At 64.4% G+C, this 22,434-nt stretch carries 23 protein-coding genes; 10 read left to right on the forward strand and 13 right to left on the reverse strand.

Going from position 1 to position 22,434, the window contains the following annotated elements; genetic code table 11:
• The first annotated feature begins 1,386 nt into the window (after nucleotides 1–1,386).
• Nucleotides 1,387–1,761, forward strand: a complete 375-nt coding sequence (locus tag ACETK3_RS13600) for a metalloregulator ArsR/SmtB family transcription factor (protein ID WP_237429539.1) — start codon at nucleotides 1,387–1,389, stop codon at nucleotides 1,759–1,761.
• Between the two features lie 726 nt (nucleotides 1,762–2,487).
• Here the strand turns inward: ACETK3_RS13600 and ACETK3_RS13605 are convergent.
• Nucleotides 2,488–3,030 carry a hypothetical protein gene (locus tag ACETK3_RS13605; protein WP_237429540.1) on the reverse strand — a complete coding sequence of 181 codons (543 nt, stop codon included), beginning with the start codon at nucleotides 3,028–3,030 and terminating at the stop codon, nucleotides 2,488–2,490.
• A gap of 243 nt (nucleotides 3,031–3,273) precedes the next feature.
• On the opposite strand from ACETK3_RS13605, the gene ACETK3_RS13610 reads away from it, so the two are divergent.
• The 3 genes from ACETK3_RS13610 (at nucleotide 3,274) to ACETK3_RS13620 (ending at nucleotide 6,298) form a co-directional block, all read left to right on the forward strand.
• Nucleotides 3,274–4,890, forward strand: coding sequence for a CdaR family transcriptional regulator (locus ACETK3_RS13610; RefSeq protein WP_237429541.1), 1,617 nt, complete (start codon nucleotides 3,274–3,276; stop codon nucleotides 4,888–4,890).
• A gap of 765 nt (nucleotides 4,891–5,655) precedes the next feature.
• A complete protein-coding gene (locus tag ACETK3_RS13615; RefSeq protein WP_237429542.1) occupies nucleotides 5,656–5,916 on the forward strand; it encodes a hypothetical protein in 261 nt (86 codons plus the stop codon).
• A 154-nt stretch (nucleotides 5,917–6,070) separates the two neighbouring features.
• The gene (locus ACETK3_RS13620) at nucleotides 6,071–6,298 is read left to right on the forward strand and encodes a hypothetical protein (protein WP_237429543.1); all 228 of its coding nucleotides are present in this window, start codon (nucleotides 6,071–6,073) and stop codon (nucleotides 6,296–6,298) included.
• Between the two features lie 525 nt (nucleotides 6,299–6,823).
• Here the strand turns inward: ACETK3_RS13620 and ACETK3_RS13625 are convergent.
• Together ACETK3_RS13625 and ACETK3_RS13630 are read right to left on the reverse strand one after the other, a co-directional pair.
• Nucleotides 6,824–7,642: a hypothetical protein gene (locus ACETK3_RS13625; protein WP_237429544.1), complete on the reverse strand. Its 819-nt coding sequence runs from the start codon at nucleotides 7,640–7,642 to the stop codon at nucleotides 6,824–6,826.
• A 169-nt stretch (nucleotides 7,643–7,811) separates the two neighbouring features.
• Nucleotides 7,812–9,053: a UPF0158 family protein gene (locus ACETK3_RS13630; protein WP_237429545.1), complete on the reverse strand. Its 1,242-nt coding sequence runs from the start codon at nucleotides 9,051–9,053 to the stop codon at nucleotides 7,812–7,814.
• Nucleotides 9,054–9,253: 200 nt separating this feature from the next.
• Between ACETK3_RS13630 and ACETK3_RS13635 the strand changes: the two genes are divergently transcribed.
• The 3 genes from ACETK3_RS13635 to ACETK3_RS13645 all read left to right on the forward strand — a co-directional run bounded on the left by ACETK3_RS13635 (nucleotide 9,254) and on the right by ACETK3_RS13645 (nucleotide 11,440).
• The gene (locus ACETK3_RS13635) at nucleotides 9,254–9,919 is read left to right on the forward strand and encodes a helix-turn-helix domain-containing protein (protein ID WP_237429546.1); all 666 of its coding nucleotides are present in this window, start codon (nucleotides 9,254–9,256) and stop codon (nucleotides 9,917–9,919) included.
• Nucleotides 9,909–10,244 carry a hypothetical protein gene (locus ACETK3_RS13640; protein ID WP_373993049.1) on the forward strand — a complete coding sequence of 112 codons (336 nt, stop codon included), beginning with the start codon at nucleotides 9,909–9,911 and terminating at the stop codon, nucleotides 10,242–10,244. Before ACETK3_RS13635 ends, ACETK3_RS13640 begins: the two co-directional genes overlap by 11 nt.
• A 74-nt stretch (nucleotides 10,245–10,318) precedes the next feature.
• Nucleotides 10,319–11,440 carry a glycerate kinase gene (locus tag ACETK3_RS13645; RefSeq protein WP_237429548.1) on the forward strand — a complete coding sequence of 374 codons (1,122 nt, stop codon included), beginning with the start codon at nucleotides 10,319–10,321 and terminating at the stop codon, nucleotides 11,438–11,440.
• Here ACETK3_RS13645 and ACETK3_RS13650 read toward each other — a convergent pair.
• Genes ACETK3_RS13650 through ACETK3_RS13660 form a run of 3 tightly spaced genes read right to left on the reverse strand, consistent with a single transcriptional unit; the run spans nucleotide 11,437 to nucleotide 12,896 of the window.
• The gene (locus tag ACETK3_RS13650; RefSeq protein ID WP_236800517.1) at nucleotides 11,437–11,787 is read right to left on the reverse strand and encodes an LPXTG cell wall anchor domain-containing protein; all 351 of its coding nucleotides are present in this window, start codon (nucleotides 11,785–11,787) and stop codon (nucleotides 11,437–11,439) included. The two genes, ACETK3_RS13645 and ACETK3_RS13650, sit on opposite strands and share 4 nt — an antisense overlap.
• A 56-nt stretch (nucleotides 11,788–11,843) precedes the next feature.
• The gene (locus tag ACETK3_RS13655; protein ID WP_236820983.1) at nucleotides 11,844–12,506 is read right to left on the reverse strand and encodes a DUF6766 family protein; all 663 of its coding nucleotides are present in this window, start codon (nucleotides 12,504–12,506) and stop codon (nucleotides 11,844–11,846) included.
• 3 nt (nucleotides 12,507–12,509) lie between these two features.
• Entirely contained in the window at nucleotides 12,510–12,896 is a 387-nt protein-coding gene (locus tag ACETK3_RS13660) for a DUF6328 family protein (protein WP_237429549.1), read from the reverse strand.
• 219 nt (nucleotides 12,897–13,115) lie between these two features.
• On the opposite strand from ACETK3_RS13660, the gene ACETK3_RS13665 reads away from it, so the two are divergent.
• The 3 genes from ACETK3_RS13665 (at nucleotide 13,116) to ACETK3_RS13675 (ending at nucleotide 15,542) form a co-directional block, all read left to right on the forward strand.
• On the forward strand, nucleotides 13,116–14,015 hold the full coding sequence (locus ACETK3_RS13665; RefSeq protein ID WP_373993050.1) for an SDR family oxidoreductase: 900 nt from the start codon (nucleotides 13,116–13,118) through the stop codon (nucleotides 14,013–14,015).
• Nucleotides 14,016–14,068: 53 nt separating this feature from the next.
• Entirely contained in the window at nucleotides 14,069–14,431 is a 363-nt protein-coding gene (locus ACETK3_RS13670; protein WP_373993051.1) for a hypothetical protein, read from the forward strand.
• 238 nt (nucleotides 14,432–14,669) lie between these two features.
• Nucleotides 14,670–15,542, forward strand: coding sequence for a glycosyltransferase family 2 protein (locus ACETK3_RS13675; protein ID WP_237429551.1), 873 nt, complete (start codon nucleotides 14,670–14,672; stop codon nucleotides 15,540–15,542).
• On the opposite strand, the gene ACETK3_RS13680 is transcribed toward ACETK3_RS13675, so the two are convergent.
• From ACETK3_RS13680 to ACETK3_RS13710, 7 genes are read right to left on the reverse strand one after another with little or no spacing between them, the layout of a single operon-like run.
• Complete coding sequence (locus tag ACETK3_RS13680) at nucleotides 15,539–16,405, reverse strand: TolB family protein (protein ID WP_373993052.1); 867 nt, start codon at nucleotides 16,403–16,405, stop codon at nucleotides 15,539–15,541. The genes ACETK3_RS13675 and ACETK3_RS13680 overlap by 4 nt on opposite strands.
• A 3-nt stretch (nucleotides 16,406–16,408) precedes the next feature.
• Nucleotides 16,409–17,410, reverse strand: coding sequence for a sugar phosphate isomerase/epimerase family protein (locus ACETK3_RS13685; RefSeq protein WP_373993053.1), 1,002 nt, complete (start codon nucleotides 17,408–17,410; stop codon nucleotides 16,409–16,411).
• A 26-nt stretch (nucleotides 17,411–17,436) separates the two neighbouring features.
• Nucleotides 17,437–18,630: a Gfo/Idh/MocA family protein gene (locus ACETK3_RS13690; RefSeq protein WP_373993054.1), complete on the reverse strand. Its 1,194-nt coding sequence runs from the start codon at nucleotides 18,628–18,630 to the stop codon at nucleotides 17,437–17,439.
• Nucleotides 18,631–18,676: 46 nt separating this feature from the next.
• Nucleotides 18,677–19,795: a Gfo/Idh/MocA family protein gene (locus tag ACETK3_RS13695; RefSeq protein ID WP_373993055.1), complete on the reverse strand. Its 1,119-nt coding sequence runs from the start codon at nucleotides 19,793–19,795 to the stop codon at nucleotides 18,677–18,679.
• Nucleotides 19,792–20,538 carry a sugar phosphate isomerase/epimerase family protein gene (locus ACETK3_RS13700; protein ID WP_373993056.1) on the reverse strand — a complete coding sequence of 249 codons (747 nt, stop codon included), beginning with the start codon at nucleotides 20,536–20,538 and terminating at the stop codon, nucleotides 19,792–19,794. The genes ACETK3_RS13695 and ACETK3_RS13700 overlap by 4 nt, the downstream gene beginning before the upstream one ends.
• 42 nt (nucleotides 20,539–20,580) lie before the next feature.
• A complete protein-coding gene (locus tag ACETK3_RS13705) occupies nucleotides 20,581–21,471 on the reverse strand; it encodes a carbohydrate ABC transporter permease (RefSeq protein ID WP_373993057.1) in 891 nt (296 codons plus the stop codon).
• A complete protein-coding gene (locus ACETK3_RS13710; RefSeq protein WP_236800529.1) occupies nucleotides 21,471–22,433 on the reverse strand; it encodes a carbohydrate ABC transporter permease in 963 nt (320 codons plus the stop codon). The genes ACETK3_RS13705 and ACETK3_RS13710 overlap by 1 nt, the downstream gene beginning before the upstream one ends.
• Nucleotide 22,434 lies beyond the last annotated feature (1 nt).

A 22,434-nucleotide genomic window follows, 5' to 3' on the forward strand; every position in this document is an offset into this window, starting at 1 on the left:
TGCCGTCCCCGTATCCGCTGAGCGTCCAATCTGGACCTGAGCGTATTTTTGGTTTTGCTCAGTTCCTCATCGCGTCCCGGCGGCGGCTTTCCACGACGGCCATCTCGTACCAAAGAAGTGCGGCCAGCTCCGGCGTATGAGTATCAAGGTTTTGGTAGAGGGCATCGAGTAGCCCTGCTAATTCCTCATCCGACAAGCTGGACACCGTCACCACTGGCCCCCGGAAATCACTGATGATTTTACGAAGGGGCGGGCACGCCAGCCGTGGCTGTTCCCCCTTGGCTGCAGAGAATCTTTCCTCATGCGTATTCAGCGCGTTCTCCTTCCATATACATCCGTAAGGCCTGGGGCAGCCTGTGGATCTGTACCGCCGGATAGCGTTCATAACGCATTCGAGGGCCTGTTCACGCCAACAAAGCGGCCGACCTCTTTCAGAACGAGGAGAGCCAGAGTGTCGCCGTCGTTGGATGACAACAACGGTTCCAGAAGAATTTCGCGGCCTGAGCGGCAGGTGTGGGTGGTTCCGCCCGCACGGTTGACCGGGAACGCGGTCATGGACACGGACAGGTCCGCATGTCTTCGCCCTCTTTGGCGTACGGGCCGTGGTGGCCGGCTGCATCGGTGGCGTCAAGGACCTCCAGTGGAGTCATGTGAGCCGCGGCAGCTACATCGGCGATCGGCAGGCCCTGCAATACCGCGTGGGCCACGGCAGACTGCAGAGCCGGTGCAGAGTGTTCCTGATCGAAACCCGATCCTGCGTTCAGCGCTGCGGCCGCCTCAACGGCCCGAAGGGCATTACCGGTCTTGTGTGTTGCACCGACAGGGCACGGGAAGTGACCGCAGGGCGTATCCACCGGGAGATCTGTCTGCAGCGCATGGCCGTTCAGGGAGCTGAAGGCAGTGATGCCGGGCTGCGCGCCCAGACCCACCAGGGAGGCCTGCGGGAAGCATGCTATGACCGTGGTCCCCGAATAACAAGCCCCTGAAAGGGGATGGACTGTCCGCGTTCCTGTCAGGAAGTCATAAGTGGCCATTCCCCTGAGCCCGACTCTGTCGAGGCTGACCGTTAGATGACGGATGGGGTGCCGCCCCTCGTCACCGGCACGCAGGCCAACGACATAGACGCCCTCGCTTCGCGGGGCTTGGAGCAGATCAAAGGTGACCTGCAACCCTGAACCGGAGACCAACACCTTGGCCGCTAGGATCAATGGAGCAGGCAGTACGGGCTTGGCAAACATCGGAAACGCACACTACCTTCCTTGTTCCGGAGCCTTGCCTGCAGGGGGAGTCCGGGAGACCCTAAGGGAATCCGTCCACATCCTGATTCATTGGATGATGGAATTATAAAATAGTCAAGCAAGGTTCTTGTAGAGCCGAGAGGCAGACGTGGAAGAGTTCTCCGATTTCCGTGCACCGCTGTATGAAGTAAAGGCCAACCTGTTCAAAGGTCTGGCGCATCCGGTGCGGATCAGGGTGCTGGAATTGTTGAGTGCCGCCCCGGAGGTGCCGGTGATCGACATGCTCGCCGCGACCGGGCTGGAAGCCTCACATTTGTCCCAGCACCTGGCCGTGCTGCGCCGTTACCACCTGATCAAGGGCGAACGCCGGGCACTCCAGATGTTCTATTCCCTGACCTACCCCCAAGTCGCAGAGCTGCTCGCGGTGGCAAAGCAACTGCTCACTGACATACTGGGCGACACCCGCGAACAGCTTGAACAAGCAGCGGCAGACACTGCTAAGGCTGGCCAGCCGACGCAGTGATCTAAGCGGAAAGCGACGACACCCCGCACACGGAATAACTGACCGATTCTGACCCTTGGCCAGAAGTACACCCCAACCTGACGTCGGAGCCGTCCGACATGGGAAGACTCGCCGCGTGCCCGGTTGTTGGGTCTGCCGCCCTGTGCCGGCAGAGTCGTAACAGGTGACAACGCACTGTTTGTCCCGAGTGCGTGTCATCAATTCCTGATGCCTTGGCCTGTTTCGACCGTTCTCGAGCCGAAGGACCGCGCTTGCCTTGGCTGCGGGCTGTCAGCATGAGATCTAGGATGATCCCCAACACATGTCAGTAAATCGATTCTGGACATTATTCTTACGCGATGCTCCGCTTGACGCGTCAGATATGCCCCTATTTTCCGCTCGCCAGGGCGGCTGCCCAGGCAATGGCGTTCCGTTGCTGGCTTCGCTGCGCACTCCGACCAGGCGGTATTCCCAGTCGGGAGGCAGAATCGCGGTTCTTTTGCCGACCCCTTCGATGTAGAAGCCGTAGGTTGCATGGAACTCCGACCACTCCCCCACGTCGAAGCTGAGCTGATCACTCAGGGCATCGGCGTCCGCATCACGCATCGGGGCGATGTCAATCTCCGGGGACATCGTGGCTTCGGCGGGCAGCTGATCCTCAGTGTAGGAACCGAGGATCGACTGGCTGCCGATGATGATGACCTGGTCATCTTTGATAATCTGCGTCGCGGCACTGCGTGCTCGAGTTCATCCCTTCGCAAGTAACTGCGCCTTCTTCATCGCAACCAGCCTGTCCTCGGGGCTTAGTGCCCCGGCAAAGGGGCTGATCTGGCGCAGGTCCCTTCCCTCCTCGTCATCGGCCAGCATCGCCTTCTCCAACTCGTCATCAGGCAAGCGAAGAAGTTCTTCCCACCGGTCCAGCCACCGCTCTGCGACAGCCGCCCGCGGAGTGCGACGCAGACGTTCAAGATTCTCCCGCGCGAGGCTCCGCAGCCGCGACGGATTCTCCCGCAACCTCATCCCCAGCATGACATGCAGTTCAAACGGGAACCGCTCCTCACGCCGCGCTTGCGGATGCCGTCCCTTGGCGGTGCGGATCGCGTCCTGGATCACCGAAGCACTGCTTCCCAACCGCTCGGCGATTCCCCGCACCGACAGACCCGAGGCGTGAAGACCCAGAATGCACTCCTGCCGGCCACGGGCCAGGACCAGCATCCGCTGCCGGGCAACCTCCGACTCCGCAGCCAAAGCCCTGGCCTCTGCCGATAGCCGCGTGATCACATCATCCATACACGTATGGTACCCCCATACATGCAGGGCGCTTCTACTCCTGGGCCTTATAGGTCGAGTCTGCCCCCCGGAGGGAAACGGCGTCATAACCTCCCGGGTCCAAATCTGCTCCAGGAAACTGACCTACCAGAATAGGTCTCACAGGCGTAGTGTCGAAGACGCCGGGATCGTTCTGGGGACTGTTGCCACACATCCCGCCATGGACAGGTCCTTAGCTGCGCACAGAGACGACGGGTCAACTGAATGTTCGATCGAAGAAGGGCCGAGGATATCCTCGGCAAGGCCGCACGCTCTGTTTCCACACTGGAATTCTGCTTTATCGCAGCTGCCTATCTCGTGGTGGACGGCCATCTGGTTCCGAGCCTTAACCGGGCACCGACGATGCCGGACCATGATGTCCACCAGCTCCAGGACACGGATGGGTCCCCGTCAGCCACGGGCCCAGCCTGGCGTTACGCGCTCTCTGTCTTTGGTGACAGCGGAGAACTGAACGGATGCCTCGTCCTGCATGCCGGCGCCGTTCCCAGTCCGGCGCAGATGGTCCGGTTACGTGCATCGGCCCGCACAGCATTCCCCGGCCCGGCTGAGGAAACGGCAGGAACGCAGCCGCCGGAGCACCCGGGTCTGCCCTCCGATGCCCTTGATATTACCAACCGGGTGGCTATTCTCTCGGCAACGGTAATGCGTCTCGAAACCCGGCTATCGATCCAGAACGCCCTGGATGGCACCCTGACCGCTCCTCTCGGACAAATGACGTCGCGGAACTCCCTCTTGGCGGAAGTGCTGTCGGTGGTGACGGGGCGTCCGGTCTGCATCGAAGACGGGTTCGGCAATATCAGCGCGACGGCCGGGACCAGATTCGAGCGCCCGTATCCCCGGCCCAGCACTGCCGAGCGGGCGCGGACGGCGCAACTCTGGCTTGCCTCCGGCTTGCCTGTCCAGGAACCCCAGGGGCTCGTGGCGCTGGTTTTGCCGGACAGGGACGTGCTGGGGGCAATGTGCTTGCTGGAGAACGGGGTGCCTTATACGGCCGACGACGTCTTCGCCCTGCAGTACGCAACGCGGCTCTTGCAGGTCGAGTTGTCGCACCGCCGCAGCATTGCCCAGCTGGAACTGAAGCTGGGCCGCGACTTGGTGTATGAACTGGTGTCCGGAATGGATGAAGAGTCCGCAGCCGTACGTGCCGAGGCATTGGGATACGACATCAAGGGCTCGCACCACGTCATTGTCGCTCAGTGGCAACCGCCAAGAACGGACGATACTGTGGTGGTCGCCTTGCGCAGGACTCTGCGCGAACTCCAGATCCCGGCCCTCGTCTCACGACGTTCGGACATAGCACTTGCCGTCGTTGCGGGAGAGCCGCTCGACACAGAGCTGTTTACCATTGCGGCAAGGACTTTGCGAAGCGCCACCGGAGCCGTGGGCATCGGGGGGCCGAGCCGGGATGCCACACAGATCCCCCGCTCTTACGCAGAAGCCCTGCGTGCACTGCACGTCCGGGTTCATTCCACCGCCCCCTACGGGCTCACGCGTTACGACCAGCTGGGGATCTACCGAATCCTTGACATGCCCGGCAGCGAAACAGACCTCTCCGGCTACATCGAGGAGTGGCTGGGTGCATTGCAGAGTAATGATGCCCGACGGGGATCTGATCTGGTGCACACTTTGGCGCAATTCCTGGATCATGGCGGCAACTACGACGATACGGCGGACAGCCTTGCCATTCACCGGAGCACGCTGCGATACCGGCTGAAGTCCATCCGCCAGATCACCGGATTTGAACTTGGTGACCCCGAGACCCGGCTCAACCTGCACGTTGCCACGCGTGCCTGGCGTCTGCGATCTGCACGCTCGCGCTGAGACGTCAAGCTCCGCCAGCAAGGCGCGGGACCTGCATCACCGATCCGGGAGTTGTCCTGCGGGATTCAATCCGGGCGATTTTTGGGCACCCCGGGGTTATGCGGCACGACGGCGGCCTAGGAGACTCAAAGAGCTACATGTCGAATCTAGTCAGCCAGAACAGGCAGCGGGTATCCAATGAGTATGAGCAGACCAACAGCCTCCGCAGGACCGGAGTCAGCGAGGTCGAGGACCGCCGTTCTGGGCGCGGGGTTTGCCTTCTGTGGCCCGTTTGTCCGTTGTCCTGGCGGCCCAATGCCCATCCAGGGTTGCCAGAGTCCCTCTTCGCCACATCTCGCCGTTGGGCCGCGCATTCCTGAGGACCACGCAGTGTGTGGGCACCTCATGCCCCAAGCGCTCCGAGGATGGCGACGACGCCATGGAAGGGACCATCAGAAGCTTCATGTCATAGCTTTTCTATTCCGGGTTCCGTCATTGTCGCTGGATTCTGGCACTGTTCCTTGCTCAGGAGCGGCAGTAATTGCCTCCGGAAACGGCAGCGCCGCCCGTTCCTCTGGAGGAAGAGAGCCGCAGGTGTAGGAGCTAACGGCGTCAGGTTGTAATGACCCGTCCAAGGAATCGCGTCGACGCTTGAATAACTGGCACACGACCATCTCTACGGCCCCTAGCGAAGAAGCCCGGCTCAGAAGGCACCCCTTTCCATGACATCACCTTCACTGGCATCAACAGCGAAAAATTCCATACTCTAGAAGCAGGAGAATAAAAATGTTCACCACCGCCCAGGCGGTGGGCACCTATGTCGTCAAGGGAGACAACCCACAGTCGATCCAGGAGGACATAAGCGCCGCCGTCGACATCGCCCATCAACAAGCGATGAAAGATGGTCAGCACGGGATCCTGGTCACAGGCCTTGGATCAGGATCCTTCACAGTGGCCCGGACCAAGAAGGTTCCCTATGGAACCACTCAGGAATCCTGTCAAATGATTTCCGGGCAGCGGCGATTCGGCCAGGTCCCTGAATCATGAAAATCAACCCTGGGACCGTTCCCGAACCGCCTTTTGCGGCAACGCCTGTCTGCCCGCACGATTCTTTAGCTCGACTGCGGAGGCAACGCCTCCATGGCTGAAAACGCCCGTCCGCGCCGCGGGCTCACTGCACTATCGCAGGCAAGGAGATCCTTTGGCTGAGGGGGCCTGCGGCTCACCGAGAATTCCGGACCCAAATGAAATTCTGGACTCTCTGCTGAGCCGTGTTGAAGCGGTTATCAAGGAGACCTCGACGGCCGCTGGCGGCATGCCGCTCTTCGCTGTCGAGGCGGAGCTGACCGAAAGGCTCCGCGCTGCTTTGCCCCAGGTTCGGTTCACCGCGAAGGACATTCGGGCTTGGTCAACACAGATTGCCAGCTGACATGGAAACCCGGATCGGTCATGGCCAAGTTGTGGCTTGTTCTTGCGCTGCCAGACCCAGTCGGACAGGCACACCCCCTCTTCTGCCGCTTCAAGTCAAAGACGAAGCTGCTGAGGAGCACAAGTAAGACGGCAGAGGCAAAGTACTTGTCCAGTTGAAGCACACCCCAACCTGACGTCAGGCAGCAAGGAGAGGAGCGTCAGAATAGGGTCCGGAAGACAGTTCCTGCACATCCCCGGCGAACAGTCTTAGATTCAAACCTGACAGAAGACCCCCAGTGATGAGCTGGTGTCGGCGGGTGCTTGGCAATTGTGCAACAGCCAGTTGCGCATTTGTCCAGACACTGACTGGACAAATCAAGTCCGCTGCCCGCAGCCGGGGACAATCCTGGTGGGTTATCCACCGCTACTGCGGCCGAGGGAGCTTTCCCGATGGCTCCATGTTCTGGCCGTGCATAACCCGGACTGACCTCAACCGTGGACCGCTTGGAGTCGCCATGAGTGCCGGCGCCCCTGAGCCGGTGAATTATTCGTCGAGCTTGATGCGGAGTTCGCGGAACACTGCGTCGCGCTGTTTTTGGGAGAGCTGCATCAGTGGGACATTCCGCAGGTCGTCGGGATTGAGGTCGTCCTCGTCCTGCTCATCGTCCTCGATCATGGCGAGCATGTCCTCGTAGGTCAGGACCATGATGTTGTCGTCCAGGGGACGGAATCCGAATTGGCCCCAGTACTTGGCGAGGCCGCGGCATTCCATCCGGTGTTTTGCGGATCCTTCGTCCATGTCGTCTCTGAGCCCAGGTGCCGCGTGCAGGACGGTGACGACTGTGTCGCGGCCTATGGTGTCGAATATGGCTTTGAGTACTTGGTGCCCTGCGTGGTGCCCGCGGAACCGCGGCTGGACGCTCACCCAAGTCACAATCATTAGGTCGCCTTCAAGGATCGGTTCGCCCTCAATGCTGAGCTGACCGGGTTCGGAGCCTGCAGCTATGAATGCTTCGGCGTATCGGGCGAGTTGGGCGCTGTGCGCGTCCAGGGTGTCGAAGAGATTGACGCCGCCGACGTCGGGGATTAGGTAGACGTGGGCTTCGGCGATAGTGACCTGGCCTTGTGCGTCGGCCTCGAAGTTGTCGTAGTCGTCGGGTTCGAGGATGTCCGCCTCAATGTAGGCGCGAATGCTCCAGGACTGCGGGTAGTCCTCGGGCCGCTCCCAGGAGTCCGACTTGGCCGGGTAGTCCAGCGCATAGGTCAGCCGCATCCACTCAAGGGCGTCGCCGATCTTTTCGTGCTCCTCTGGCTGCACGCCACCGTCCACTTCTTTGCCGCGGGTGTGCTCGATACCGGCCATGAGATTCCTCGCCCGCTCCCACAAAAGGGGTGCTCTGAATGTTGTTGTCCGTTGTCTCGGTTCACCGTACCCGACACCGGCCCTAGAGACAGTGAAGCCCTTCTGAATTCCCGGGGTGGCCGTCAGGCCGGTAGCGTGCGGCGGGGAACAGCCGGCCGAGGACGGGTTCTCAGCCCACGCGGATGCCGTTGTCAGCGAGGAATTCGCGGGCACGGCCCATCTGCCGGTCGGTGGAGAAGGCGTACCAGTGTTCGCTGAGGTTCTCGTAGTGGACGATTTCCCGGAACCGGAAGAAGGCGCCTTTGCCCTCGATCGCCCGCTCCAGCCGCTCTCGGAAGGCTTTGTCGTGCTGCCGCCCGGCGAAAGCTGCCATGTCCTGCCAGCCGTTCCCAGAACTTGTGCGGCTCAGCCGAAGCCATCGGTCCGGCTCATCCTCTACGTCGATCGAGGTGTCCTGCCCGACGATCATCGGGTCAGTGGCGGCCTCGTCGTACACCTGCCCGGTGTGAAGGTCGAGGTAGCCGCCGGTGGACAGATCGGGGCCCCCCTCCAGGATGATGCTGAGCATGTCGAGGTCCACGGGAACAACCTGGCCTGGCAGCGGCACGCGGCGCAGCGATGCCAGCAGGTCCTCGGCCAGCACTTGGTCACCGGCGCAGCCGCGCCGGGTCAGACGATTGATGACCGACAATGCCACGGGCTCGGCTTCCTGGCGTCTGTGCTCGAGGGCCATCGGTATGCCGACCCCGACATGCTGCAGGGTGTCATCGATGTCGCGTCCTGTCAGGGCCGCAAGGAAGCGGAGCGCGTCTGCTGCCGCGATGGCCTTACGCAGCTCGGGCAGGTCAAGTCTGGGCACCTGGACCTGTTCGGGCCACGCGTGCAGCAGCATCGGATGGGATTGGCTTGGTTTCGCCGGGATTCGGCTTTCCCCGTCATCGGCGGCCCACCGGCGGCCGTATTGGTCCGGAATGCTGCCCCAGCCCCAGTAGGCCAGAGGGGAATCAGGGCGGATCCCCAATACCTCCAGCGGGTCGACCTTTTCCTCCCCGATCACGCACCGGTGCGTCCACGCGTCACCGAGGTCAAACATGAACTGGAACTCGGACCCCGGCCCCAAGGTCCGGGCGACCTTGGTAACTGCGATGTCGAGAGCTGTGATGATCGGCCCACCGATGGATGCGCCCATCTCGGCTCCCGTCTCTTGGTCGGTGATTACCCCGCCGTCATCCAGAGTGAACACTGACAGGTGCGAGCGGTCCCATCGGGCGAAGGCATCGTTGATGGCGTTGGCGAGATCCATGAAGGTGTGCGAGGGCCCGACCACGAAGATGCGCCCCGGCCAGGGCCACAGCTCCTCACCGCGGCCACCGAGCAGTTCCACTGTCACCGATAACCAGGTTCTCGCCATACCGTCAAGGATGGCACGAGCCGAGGTAGCGGCGGCTTCTGTCTTAGGCAGCCGGGAGCTGCTGTGAACGCGCTGTACCCGCAGCGTCACCGTCATCATGATCACCACCAGCACGGTGACGACGACGACAAATAACAGTGGGAAGAAGGAGGTGGGAACGGGCCTTCACACTTCCGTTGCGGAGTCACTACAATAGTGTGATGGCACTGAGTATTTCGCAGCTCTCCGAACGGTTGGGTGTCTCCCCGAACCGTGCACGCAATCTGGTCGCGCACGGCGTCATTAAAGGAGAACGTGTCGGCAACCAATGGGTGATCGAGGAAGCTGAAGCCGCGAAGTACCAGCCCCGTATGGGCCGCCCGCTGTCCGCGGTGAACGCATGGCGCCTGGCGCTCTACTCCTCGGGCGATCAGATCCCGGACGCGCACCCGATGGAGCGGTCCCGCCTCCGCGAACACCTCGCATCCCTCCGGCAGGCTTCCGACCCGGCCGCGAAACTCTGCTCGCTGCTTGCCCGCCGTGCCGACAAGGTGGAGTACTCGGTGAGCTCGGCAGACCTTGCCGACCTCCGTGACGATCCGCGGATTCGCCTGTCAGGGGTTTCCCATCCTGACTCCGGGCTGCTGGCCAACTCAGAGATCGAAGGCTACGTGAACCGTCAGGACCTGGACTCCCTGGTTCGTGAGTGGTTTCTCGTCAAAGCCCGACCAGGCCAGCGGCCCAATGTGTTGCTCCACGTCGCCGAGGGTCTCCCTCAGAGTCTTCCTGCCCTGTTCGTTGCTGCGGACCTTGCCGAGCGCGCTGGAGTCCGTGAACGGCAGGCGGCACGCGACCTCATCGTGAGGAGTGTCCTGCATGCCGGTTGAGCTACCCGCGATGCTTGCCGAACAGGAAGAGGCGTGGCAGGCCGTCTTCGAGATCCACGAGGCCATGCCCATAGGCTGGGTGATGATCGGCGGCCAATCTGTCTACCTGCACGCCGTTGAACGAGGCGCCCCCATCGTCCGAGCCACCAAGGACGCCGATGTTGCCCTGGACATCCGGGCCGACTCGAAAATGCTCTACAAGTTCACCGACCTTCTCCTAAAGCTAGGCTTCCAGTCGGACGGGGAGACCTTCAAAGGGCAGCAGCACCGGTGGGTACGGGGACAGGCGCTGCTGGACGTCAGCCACGACTGGCGCGAAGCCTAAGCGACCCCTGCGGGAAAGTCCACATCCCGGATTTGGCAAACGCTTTCCCGTACCGTGCTGGCATGATGGACCGCATGCGCATTCTTATCGCTCCCGACAAGTTCAAGGGGTCCCTGACGGCAGCCGAGGCAGCGGCGGCCATCGCCGAAGGGGCCCTGCGGGTGTACCCGGACGCCGTGGCTACCCAGTTTCCCATCGCTGATGGCGGGGAAGGCACCCTGGAAGCGGCCGTGGCGGCGGGCTATGAGGAGCGGCTGAACGCGGTGGTTGGCCCCATCCTGGCCCCGCTCGGTGCCGCCTGGGCTATCCACAAGGGTGACGGCAAGGTGACCGCCGTGATCGAGACGGCCCAGGCGTCGGGCCTGGCCGACATGGAACCGACACCGGCCAACTCATTGCGCGCCCACAGCTACGGCTGCGGCCAGCTGATCGCGGCGGCGCTGGATGCCGGAGCCACGGAGATCGTCCTGGGCCTGGGCGGTTCGGCCATGACCGACGGCGGCAGCGGCGCCCTGCGCGCCCTGGGCCTGAAACCCCTGGATTCCGCCGGCAACGTGGTGCCCCTGGGCGGCGGTTCGCTGGCCGATGTGGTTGCCCTGGACACGAGCGGGCTGGACCCGCGGCTGTCCGCCACCACCTTCCGCATCGCCGTCGACGTCCGCAACCCGCTGTACGGTCCCACCGGCGCCGCGCACGTCTTTGGGCCGCAGAAGGGTGCGGACCAGGACGCCGTGGAAATGCTCGACGCCGGGCTCCGCAACTGGGCGTCAGTGCTGCGGGAGGCGACGGGCCGGGACGTGAACGTACCCGGCGCGGGCGCCGCCGGCGGCTTCCCGGCGTCGTTCCTTGCCTTCACCGGCGCCACCCTGGAAGGCGGCTTCGCGCTGGTGGCCGACCTCACCGGACTGGCGGACCAACTGGGCCAGGCGGACCTGGTGATCACCGGGGAAGGATCCTTGGACTCGCAGTCCCTCACCGGCAAGGCCCCGATCGCGCTCGCCGATGCGGCCCGGGACCGCGGAATCCCTGTGATCGTGGTGGCGGGCAGGATCCTGGTGACCGTTGAGGAGCTCGCCGGTCACGGCGTGGAGGCGGCTGCCCAGCTGCTGGACGTGGCATCCAGCCCGGAAGACGCCGTGGCGAACGCCGGCAAGTACCTGGCCTGGGTTACAAGCCAGGTACTCGAGGGCGCCTAGCCGACGATCGTGGTGTTCCGGCGCCGCCGGAAGATCAGGATGGCGATCGCCACCAGGACGGCCACGCCCGCAATCACCCACGGGGTGTAGTTAAGGCGCGTGTTCTCATTCTGGGCCGACTCCCCGGTGCCGGGGTTGGCCGGGCCGGTGGACGCGGTATCCCCGGGAGAAGGCGTGGGAGAAGTGCCTGCCGCCCACGCAGCGCCTGTTGATCCCGAGGCCACCTGTTCCGGGACTGCCTGGCTGGCGGCGGATGCCGGTGCCGCCGCAGTTGCCGCTCCGGCCGGCAGGGCCGGGGCGGCCAGGAGCAGCAGGGCCAGAAGGGTGGTTCGCACGAAGGTTCGCATACAGTCTCTCCTTTTGGGTGGGGCTGGTTGGATTGGTGCTGGATTTGTTGGGGTCTTCAGGCGCCGGTTTCGTAGTGGGGTTCGGCGACGGGCTTTGATTCCGGGGACCCCTTTTGCCGCAGGTAGACCGAGGCGCCCACCAGGACGCCCACGGCCAGGAATTCGCTTTGCCAGTTCTGGAAGGACTCGAACCAGAAGCGGCTGCTGCCCAAGTACTGCAGGAAGGTTATGGCGGGCTGGCCGTGGCTCTGCTGGTCCTGGTTGTACTCGTCCACGCCTCCGGCGGCGTGCAGGACGAAGGATCCAAGGAAAAGGGCGAAGAGCAGGATCGACAGGGAGTTCTCGTACAGCTTGAGCACTGCACCGCCCCGCCGCACGGGCCACGGCGTGGCCCTGCTGATCGCCGCCTGCTGCGGGTCCTCGTCCTGCGGTGCTTTCTTTCCTATCGGCTTGGACTCACTTGATCCTTTTTGGAACAGGAAAACCGTGAGGACCACGTACATGGCCATCTGCAGGAACTCGGATTCCCAGTTCTCAAACGTAGCCTCGACGAAAGCGCCGGTGCCCAGGAACTGGAGCACGGACACCGCGGGTTCGCCGTGGGCCTGCTGGTCCTCGCTGTAGGACGCGGCGCCGGAGAGGACCATGCCCACGAAGAACACCAGGAAGCAGGCCAGGTTCGCAACCAGCAGTCCGTGCTCTTTCGCCCATTTACGCATGTCTTAATCCTCCTTCGCGGCGGCCGGGGGAAGCGTCCTGCCGCTGGCCAGCTTGTTCAGCCGAAGCGGGACGAACACCAGCATGACCACCATGACGCCCAGCAGCGCCCCGCCTGCGGCGACCCCCGCGGACCGGCCGGCCGCGACATCGAACACCAGGGCGGCAGTGCCGGCGCTCACCACGTTGGTGAGGTAGAGGCCAACCTCCCAGTCGTCCAGCTTCTCGAAGCGCTGCTGGAACGGCAGCGTCAGCAGGAAGCCGGCCAGTATCTGCACCCCGGTCTGCAGCACGCGCAACTCCTGCAGGAGTTCCGCCCAGTTACGGTCCATTTGCTCTTCACGGGTCTCATTCCGCCCGGTCCGGCCCGTATAGTCCTCAACTTCAGACATGCGGCTCTCCTTCCACTCCGGCCACGGCCGGCCTTCTTTCTACTCCTCCCATACCCAGAAACAAGGCCGGCCGTTGCGCCTGCGACGACATTTGATAAGTTTACTGATTATTACCTTGGAGTGGTGGACTTGTTCCGCCACTCCCGATAGCTTCGAAGGGCCGGAGCGCGGCGGTGCTCTTCCCGACCGAACAGGTCAACCGAGACAGGCAGGCGGACTATGAGCGACACGGACAAGCAGACAGACCAGCCAAAAGATCCGCGCGGCGGCTACCACTCGGGTCCGTTCCCCGAGCAGGAACAGAAACAGCCCGGACTCACTGCGCCCATGGACCCCAAACCGGATCACGGGGAGCACAGCTACAAGGGGAACGGCAAGCTGGAAGGGAAAGCTGCGCTCATCACCGGCGGGGACTCCGGCATCGGCAAGGCCGCGGCCATCGCCTTCGCCCGCGAAGGGGCCGACGTCGCCATTTCCTACCTTCCAGAGGAGGAAGACGACGCGCAGGACACCGCGGAGTGGATCCGGAAAGCCGGCCGCCGCGCACTCCTCCTTCCCGGCGACGGACGCGAAGAGGAATTCAGCACCCGCATCGTTGAGCAGACCGTATCTGGATTCGGCCGGCTCGATGTCCTGGTGCTGAACGCGGCATACCAGAAGAACCGCGAGAGCCTGGAGACGCTTCCCACCGAGGAGTTTGACCGGGTCTTCCGGACCAACCTCTACTCGCTGCTGTGGTCGGCGCGGGCTGCGGTCCCACACCTGAAGGCGGGGGCCTCGATCATCACCACGGCCTCCATCCAGGCCTTCAACCCCTCGCCCGGGCTCATCGACTACGCGATGACCAAGGCGGCGCAGGTGGCCTTCACCAAGGCCCTGGCCCAGGAACTGGGACCCAAGGGGATCCGCGTCAACGCGGTGGCCCCTGGTCCCATCTGGACGCCGCTGATCCCCGCCACCGAGTGGCCGGACAAGCTCCCGTCCTTCGGGCAGGACACACCCCTGGAACGCGCGGGGCAGCCCGCGGAGCTCGCAGCGGCCTACGTGCTGCTTGCCTCCGAGGACGGCTCCTACATTTCCGGGGCAGTCCTGCCGGTCACCGGCGGCAAGGGGCTGTAGCCCCCAAAAGTTCACCAGGCCAGCACCATCGGCAAAGCACAACAGGAGGAACCATGACGCAGGAAAACCAGCAGGCTGAACCCGAGACCGCTCCCGGCGGCTACGGCACCCCCACCGCCGAGCAGGAGGCGGCCGGCACGCAGGGCGGGCAGCAGTCCGGCGGCGGTGGCACTTCTTCGGGCGGCGCGGACACCAACGAGCCGCAGTCGGGCACAGGCCAGAACCCCGTCCCGCACGACATGGACCTTCCCTCCAGCGCCGCGGACATCGATGAGGCGAATGACGATTCCCAGGGGTCGGCGCCGGTCTCATCCGAGTCCGGCCAGGAAGCAGCCGGCATCCCCGACGGAAGCGGCAACGACCTTCCGCAGGAGGAATCGCCCAATGACGACGACGAGAGCTTCGACGCCGGATAAGCCATCCTGATCCACTAATGCCCCCGCTTCCCTGCCGCCCGGCAGCGGAGGCGGGGGTTTTTGCCGTTCCGGGAGGGCCGGGTCCGGACCCAAGGAGCTGTGGCGCGGTACGGCTACGCGAATACATGCCGCACGGCTGGGTACGGACTACACGAAACCAACTCGCTGGCAACAGGCAGCAGCACGTTGGGCTGCCCTGCCGGCGCCAACTTCGACGCCAGGAAGGTGGACCGTGGGCATGAGGTTTTCGGAGCGGTGGGCGCAGCAGCAGGACCGGCCGGACGAGGCAGTGGTGGATGTGCTGGTGCCCACCTGCAACCGGCCGGCCGAACTCGCCGTCACCCTCGCCGGACTGGCCGCGCAGCAGGAACCCGCGTTCGCCGTCGTGGTCAGCGACCAGTCAGCGGGGCAACCTGCCTGGGAACACCCGGCCGCCGCCGCGATGGTGCGGGTGCTTGAGGCGCAGGGCCGGCCCGTCATGCTGCTGCGCCACCTCCCGCGCCGGGGACTGGCAGAGCACCGGCAGTTCCTGCTGGACCAGTCCACCGCGGACCAGTGCCTCTTCCTTGACGACGACGTCTGGCTGGAACCGGGCGCCCTGGCACGGCTGAGCCGGGCGCTTGACGAACTGCAGTGCGGTTTTGTCGGAATGGCGCCCCAGGGCCTGTCCTTCCTGGACGACCGCCGGCCACACCAGACGGCAAACTTCAAGGCCTGGGACGGCCCCGTGACGCCGGAGCGCGTCCGGCCGGGAACCCCGGAATTCGAACAGTGGCCGCTGCACAGCGCCGCCAACCTCAGCCACCTCAGCGCCGAACTGTCGCTGCAGCCGGGCCAGTGGGTGCCGTACCACGTCGCATGGCTGGGCGGGTGCGTGCTGTACCGAAGGGAAGCACTGAACGACGCCGGCGGGTTCCGGTTCTGGACCAGCCTTCCCGACGGGCACGCGGGGGAGGACGTGGTGGCCCAGTGGCAGGTCATGGAACGATACGGCGGCGCAGGCATCCTGCCCTCTGGCGCGGTCCACCTGGAATCACCCACCACCGTAACGGACCGCGCCGTGGAGGCGTACGACGTCGTCCTTGGCCAGGAGTCGGCGCGCACGCCCTAGTCGAGCGGGTATGCCACGTAGGCGAAGCGCTGGGAGTCCGGCGACCAGCTGTTGACGTTGAGGGTGCCCTGGCCACCGAATAGCGGCCACGTGTGCAGCGGCGCGGTCCAGTCGGTGGTGGACACAAGGACGACGTCGACCGGCAGGTCAGCGGGGTGGCCTTGGGTTCCGGCGGGGAAGCGGACGTAGCTGGCCAGCCTGCCGTCAGGGGACAGGTGCGGGAACCAATCGACGGTGCTGCTTTTCAGCAGCCGCTCGAACCCGCTGCCGTCCGGACGGACCCGGGCAAGCTGGGCATGCCCGGAAATGGTGCTGAAGGACTCGGTGTTGAGGTACAGCCAGTTCCCGTCGGGCGCGTACTCGGGCCCGTCGCAGTGTCCTGGGCCGACCTCCACATCGTGGGGAGCTCCGCCTGCTGCCGGGATGGTCCGCAGCCGGCCGGGTTTGCTGAAGTCGCCTGCTGCGATGTCCACGTACGCCAAGTGCCGGCCGTCGGGGCTGACGCCGTGCAGGAAATGCCAGGAGCCGTCATCGTCCGTGATCCTGGTGGCTGGGCCGCCCGCTAGGGGTGCCCGGTAGATATGGCCGTCCTCGCCCGAGAGGAAGATGTGGCCACCGTCAGGGTCCAGGACGTGGTCGTTGTTGAGTTCCGGAATACCCGTAAGCGGAACCTCGCTGAGGGAGCTTTCCCTCAGATCGAACCGCCACAGCCTGCCAGCCCCGTTGAGGATCAGAGCCCGGCCGTCCAGTGTCCAGTTAGGTGCCTCAAGGAGCATATTCCCCGTGGAGTATGCCGGTTCCGCTTCCCCTGAGCCCGAGGCAACCCATACTTCGCAGCGCTGGCCCGGCCGAAGCCCGCGCACGCGCTAGTCCTTGCTGCTGAACGCGGCGTCGAAGCTGGTTTGGGAGGCGGGAAAGTCGTATTTCTTGAGGGCGGCGAGGGCTTCGGGGGCCCCGTGGAGGCGGTCCATGCCGGCGTCTTCCCATTCGATGCTGATGGGGCCGTCATAGCCGATGGCCGTCAGGGCGCGGAAGGAGGCTTCCCAGGGGACGTCGCCGCGTCCTGCGGAGACGAAGTCCCAGCCGCGGCGGGGGTCGCCCCAGGGCAGGTGGGAGCCCATGACGGTGTTCCGGCCGGTCTGGCGGACCTTGGTGTCCTTGCAGTCCACGTGGTAGATCCGGTCCTTGAAGTCCCAGATGAAGGAGACGGGGTCGATGCCCTGCCACATCATGTGGGACGGGTCCCAGTTCAGGCCAAACGCTTCGCGGTGGCCGATGGCTTCGAGGGTGCGCACGGTGGTCCAGTAGTCGTAGGCGATCTCGGACGGGTGGACTTCGTGGGCGAACCGGATGCCGTTTTCGTCGAAGACGTCCAGGATGGGGTTCCAGCGGTCGGCGAAGTCCTGGTACCCGGCATCGATGACTTTTTCCGGGACCGGCGGGAACATGGCCACGTACTGCCAGATGGAGGAGCCGGTGAACCCGACGACGGTGTCCACGCCGAGGGCCTTGGCGAGCCGGGCCGTGTGTTTCATTTCCTCGGCCGCGCGGGTGCGGACGCCTTCGGGGTCACCGTCGCCCCAGACCTTGGACCCGACGATGGCCTGGTGGCGGAAGTCGATGGGGTCATCGCAGACGGCCTGGCCTTTGAGGTGGTTGGAGATGGCCCAGACTTTGAGGTTGTACTTGTCCAGGATTTCGAGTTTGGACTCGACGTAGCCGGGTTCGTCCCAGCGCCAGGCGTCCAGATGGTCGCCGGAGACGGCGATTTCCAGGCCGTCGTAGCCCCAGCCGGAAGCAAGCTTTGCGACTTCTTCGAAGGGCAGGTCGGCCCACTGGCCGGTGAACAGGGTGAAAGGGCGGGGCATGAGGGGTCCTTAACTGGTGGGCGGCGCTAGTGGCGGACGACGGTGAGGGTGCTTTTGTTGGCTGCGGATTCCTCCACCGCGTCCAGGACGTACTGGACGTTCAGGCCTTCTTCGAACGAGGGCGAAGGCTGGGTTCCGTCCTTGATCGCGGTGAGGAAGTCGCGGATCTGGTGGGTGAAGGTGTGCTCCCAGCCGATGATGTGGCCCTGCGGCCACCACGCCTCGAGGTAGGGGTGCTCGGGTTCGTTGACCAGGATCCTGCGGAAACCCTGTTCGCGGACCGGAAGGGTGGCGTCCAGGAAACCGAGTTCGTTGAGGTTCTCCAGGTCGAACAACAGGCTGCCCTTGTCGCCATAAATTTCGATCTGGAGACTGTTTTTCCTGCCGGTGGCCACCCGGGAGACCTCCACTGAGGCAATGGCCCCGGAGGTGAGGGACAGCGTGGCCCAGGCGGCGTCGTCGACCGTTACGTCCTCTTTGGACCCGGAGCCGGCGCCGTTTCCGGCGGGACGCTGGTTGACGAAGGTATTGAGCCGGCCGCTGACCTCCGTGACCTGGTCGCCCAGGAGGAAGAGGACCTGGTCGATGGCGTGGGAGGCGATGTCGCCCAGGGCGCCGGAACCGGCAGTTTCCTTGCGCAGCCGCCATGTCATGGGCGCCTGGGCGTCGCTGAGCCAGTCCTGCAAATAGGCGGCACGGACGTGCCGGACCGTGCCGAGCCGGCCCTCAGCGATCAGTTCCTTCGCCAAGGCCAGGGCCGGGACGCGGCGGTAGTTGAAGCCGATCATCGACTGCACTCCCTTGGCACGGGCCTTGGCAGCGGCGGCCGTCATGAGTTCGGCCTCGGCCAGGGTGTTGGCCAGCGGCTTTTCCACCAGCACGTGTTTGCCCGCCTCCAGTGCGGCGATGGCAATCTCGGCGTGCATCCAGCCCGGGGCGCAGATGTCCACGATGTCGATGTCCTCCCGTGTGATGACCGTCCGCCAGTCCGTTGCGGACTCGGCCCAGCCATACTTGGCCGCCGCCTCCGCCACGGCGTCGGCGTCCCGGCCCACGAGGACTTTCTGCTCGAAGGCCGGGACGTCGAAGAAGCTGGCCACATTCCGCCACGCGTTGGAGTGGGCCTTGCCCATGAAGGCATAACCGATGGCAGCCACCCCCAACGGGCGGGAAGCCGGCCGGGAGGCCGGGGATTCGGACGGGTGAGCGGGTGTGGTCATGATGCGTTCCTGGGTGCTTCCTGCTTGCTGGACTGGTCTTGCCGGGTTAGATCGTTGCGGTTTCCGGTGCCCAGTCCTCGGGGAGGGCGGGGGATGCCGGGGCCGAGCTTTCGACGTTGATGAACGTGCCGGAATCGATGGATTCCGAGATGGAGACCATGGTGTCCAGGACGTGGTAGCCCAACTCACCGGTGGCGCGGTGCGGGACGCCGGCGCGGAGGGAACGGGCCATGTCCAGCACGCCCATTCCACGGCCGTTGGCCGGCCCGGTGGCAGGAACGGTGGTCCAGTCCTCGTCACCGGCGCGCCAGAGCTTGATGTCACCGGTGAAGTAGTTGGGGTCCGGCAGCGAAATGGTGGCCTCGGTGCCCGTGATTTCCACGAAGCCCATGCGGGTGCGCGGAGACTCGAAGGAGAAGACACTGTGCGAGGAGGCACCGGACTCGAACTGCGCCATCGCCGAAACGTGCGTGGGCACCTCGACCGTGAACTCCTCGCCCGCCTTGGGCCCGGAGCCGATCACGCGCACGTCCTTGGCCTTGGACCCGACGGCGGCCACCTTGCGGATGGAGCCAAAGGCCTGGACCAGGGTGGTGAGGTAGTAGGGGCCCATGTCGAACAGGGGACCGGCACCGTGCTGGAAGAGGAACGCCGGGTTGGGGTGCCAGGACTCCGGGCCGGGGGTCTGGAACGTGGTCATGGCCGTCAGCGGGGTTCCGATGTCACCGCGTCGGATCAGCCGCAGTGCCGTCTGCAGGCCCGCGCCCAGGAAGGTGTCCGGGGCACAGCCCAGGCGGATACCTGCGGCGTCGGCGGTCTTGAGCAGGCCCAGCCCGGATTCGCGGTCCAGGGAGAACGGTTTTTCGGTCCAGACGTGCTTTCCGGCGTTGACGGCGGCGGTGGCCACCTCCACATGCGCGGCGGGAATGGTGAGGTTGACGATGATTTCGACGTCGGGGTGGTTCAGGGCCTTGTCTACCCCGCCCCACTCGGCGATGCCGTACTCCTTGGCGCGGGCCTCGGCTGCTTCCTCGAAGAGGTCGGCGATGACATGGACTTTCAGGTCCGGGAACGCCGTGAGGTTGTCCAGGTACTGCTTGCTGATCACGCCGGCGCCGATGACGCCGACGCCTACGGGTCCCTTGCGGGATGCTGTGGTGGTCATGCCTTGACTCCTTCGCCTGCGGCGTCCAGGAAGGACAGGCTTTGGGTGATGCCCTCGAAGATGTCGCCGGCGTAGTCGTCGAACTCCACGACGCCCACCTCGAGGGACTTCGCGGCGGCGATGACGTCCATGACGGGGACCTTGCCCTGGCCTGCCGGCTGCTGGGCCTTGTTGTCCTTGTTCAGCGGGCCGTCCTTGATATGGATGAACTTCACCCGGTCGCCGAGCCGCTGGAGGAGTTCAACCGGGTCCTGGCCGCCGACGGCTGCCCAGTAGGTGTCCACTTCCAGGACCAGTTCCGGATCCAGCAGGGACTCGAAGTACTCCAGGGCGGTGCGGGCCTCGATGGTGGACTCCAGCTCCCAGGCGTGGTTGTGGTAGCCCACCCGGATGCCGTATTCGGCGCCCTTCCTGGCGGCGGCGTTGAGCTTCGCTGCCGTGGCCTGGATGTCTTCGGCCTTCTGCCAGTGCTCGGCGGGCAGGAAGGGGTCGATGACGGTGGTGATGCCCAGCTCCTTGGCTGCCGCGAAAATCTCGTCCTGGTCCTGGCTCATGAGGGGTGCGTGGCCGGACGGGGCGGTGAGTCCGTTCTCCTTCAGGGCCGCGCCAAGTTCCTTGGCGGTGGCCACGAAGTTGTACGGCTCAACCTGGGTGTAGCCGATTTCGGCCACCTTCCTGATGGTTCCCGGGAGGTCCTCCGAAATGGCGTTGCGGAGGGTGTAAAGCTGCAGTGAGTAGGACATAAATTTCCTTTGTGGAGTGGTTGTTCAGGGGAAGTTGGGGTGTCAGCGTCCGGCGAGCGAGCCGCCGATGCCGCCGACGCTGAAGTACTTGTTCAAGGTGGCGAAGACGATCACGGGCGGGAGCATCATGACCACTGCCAGGGCCATGACCGAAGTCCAGTCCGTTGCGTTCTGCTGGAAGAAGGACTGCACACCCATGGGGAGGGTGAAGATTTCGTTGGAGCGCAGGAACACGATGGCTACCAGGTAGTCGTTCCAGGCCAGGAGGAAAGCGAAGATCGCGGTGGACAGGACGCCGGGCAGTGAGTTCCGCAGGACCACCCGGGTGAAGGACCCGAAGACGGAGCATCCGTCGATCCAGGACGCTTCCTCCAGGCTGATGGGGATGGAATCGAAGTACGCCGCCATCATCCAAGTGGCCACGGTCATGGTGGAACCGACGTAGATGATGGTCAGGCCCAGGAGGTTGTCCACCAGGCTCATGCCGGCGAACAGGATGAACAGCGGCACCACCGAGGTGATGATGGGCAGCGACTGCATCACGAACAGCAGCAGCGAGTAGCCGGAGACTGCCTTGCTGCGGCCGCGGGAGAGGACGTAGCCGGCGGGCGCGGCGACGGCCACGGACACCACCACGGTGGAGAGGGTGGTGACCAGGCTGTTCTTGAGCCAGGTAGCGGCCAGGGTCTTGGAGAAGACATTGCTGAGGTTTTCGAAGGTGAAGCCGGTGGCAGTGCTGTTGGGTCCCGGCGTGAAGGCCAGGAGCACCGTGACCATGATGGGCACCAGGACGATTCCGGTGATGATCAGGATCGCCGCGAACCGCCACCAGCGGCCGCGCTGGCCGGCTTCCGACAGGGCCCTGCGCCGCTTGCCGGCATCAATGCCAAGAGACGGGCCGGATTCGGGATGGGCGTGGAGGACTGCGCTCATTATTCGACGCTCGACTTTCGGATCTGGCGGTACAGGATGACCGAGATGACCACCAGGGTCATGGTCATGAGGAAGGCGATGGCGACGCCGGGGCCGGTGGCGAAGTCCTGGAACACGGTCCGGTAGGCCAGGACCACCAGGGACGTGGTGGCGTTGACCGGGCCGCCGCCGGTGAGCAGGTAGATGGTGGGGAAGTCGTTGACGCAGAAAATAGTCATCAGGATCCAACTGATGTACGTGGAGCGGGCGATCAGCGGCAGGGTGATCTGGGTGAACTGCTGCCAGCGGCTGGCGCCGTCCATGCTCGCTGCTTCATAGACAGTGGTGTCCACCGACGCCAGTGCAGCCGAGATCATCATCATCATGAACGGAAAGCTGACCCAGACCTTGAACACCATCACCGTGATGGAGGCCAGGGTGGGGTCGGCCAGGAAGAGCGGGGTGCCCATGCCCAGGTTCCGGAACAGCGACGGGATCAGGCTGTCCGGGGTGGCCACCAGCCAGTTCCAGGCAGTGGATGAGACCACGATGGGAACTACCCAGGGCAGGAGCAACAGGACTTTGAACGTGCCGCCCGCCGGGATCTTGGTGCGCAGGAGCAGGGCCAGGCCCAGCCCCACCAGCCAGGAGCCGAAAACGCCCACAATGGTGAACCACAGCGTGAACTGGGCAGCCTTCCAGAACGCCGGCGAGGTCAGGACGGTGGCGAAGTTCTGCCCGCCCACGAAATTGCCGGTCTGGAGCAGGTTTCCGTCGTGCGTCGCTTGGACGGCGGCGTAGATCAGCGGGTAGCCGTGGATCAGGACAAGGAGGACCACAGAGGGGAGCAGGAGCCAGAAGAATGTCCTGGTGGCCTGCGCCGAAAGCTTGCTCTTGCGTTTTCCGGGGACGGCCCCGGACCCGCCGGGGGCAATCCCGCGGCGGGCCCGGGACAGGCCGGACTGGGTGGTGGTGCTGGACATG

The organism is Arthrobacter sp. E44, assembly GCF_041877125.1.
Classification (GTDB): Bacteria; Actinomycetota; Actinomycetes; order Actinomycetales; family Micrococcaceae; genus Arthrobacter.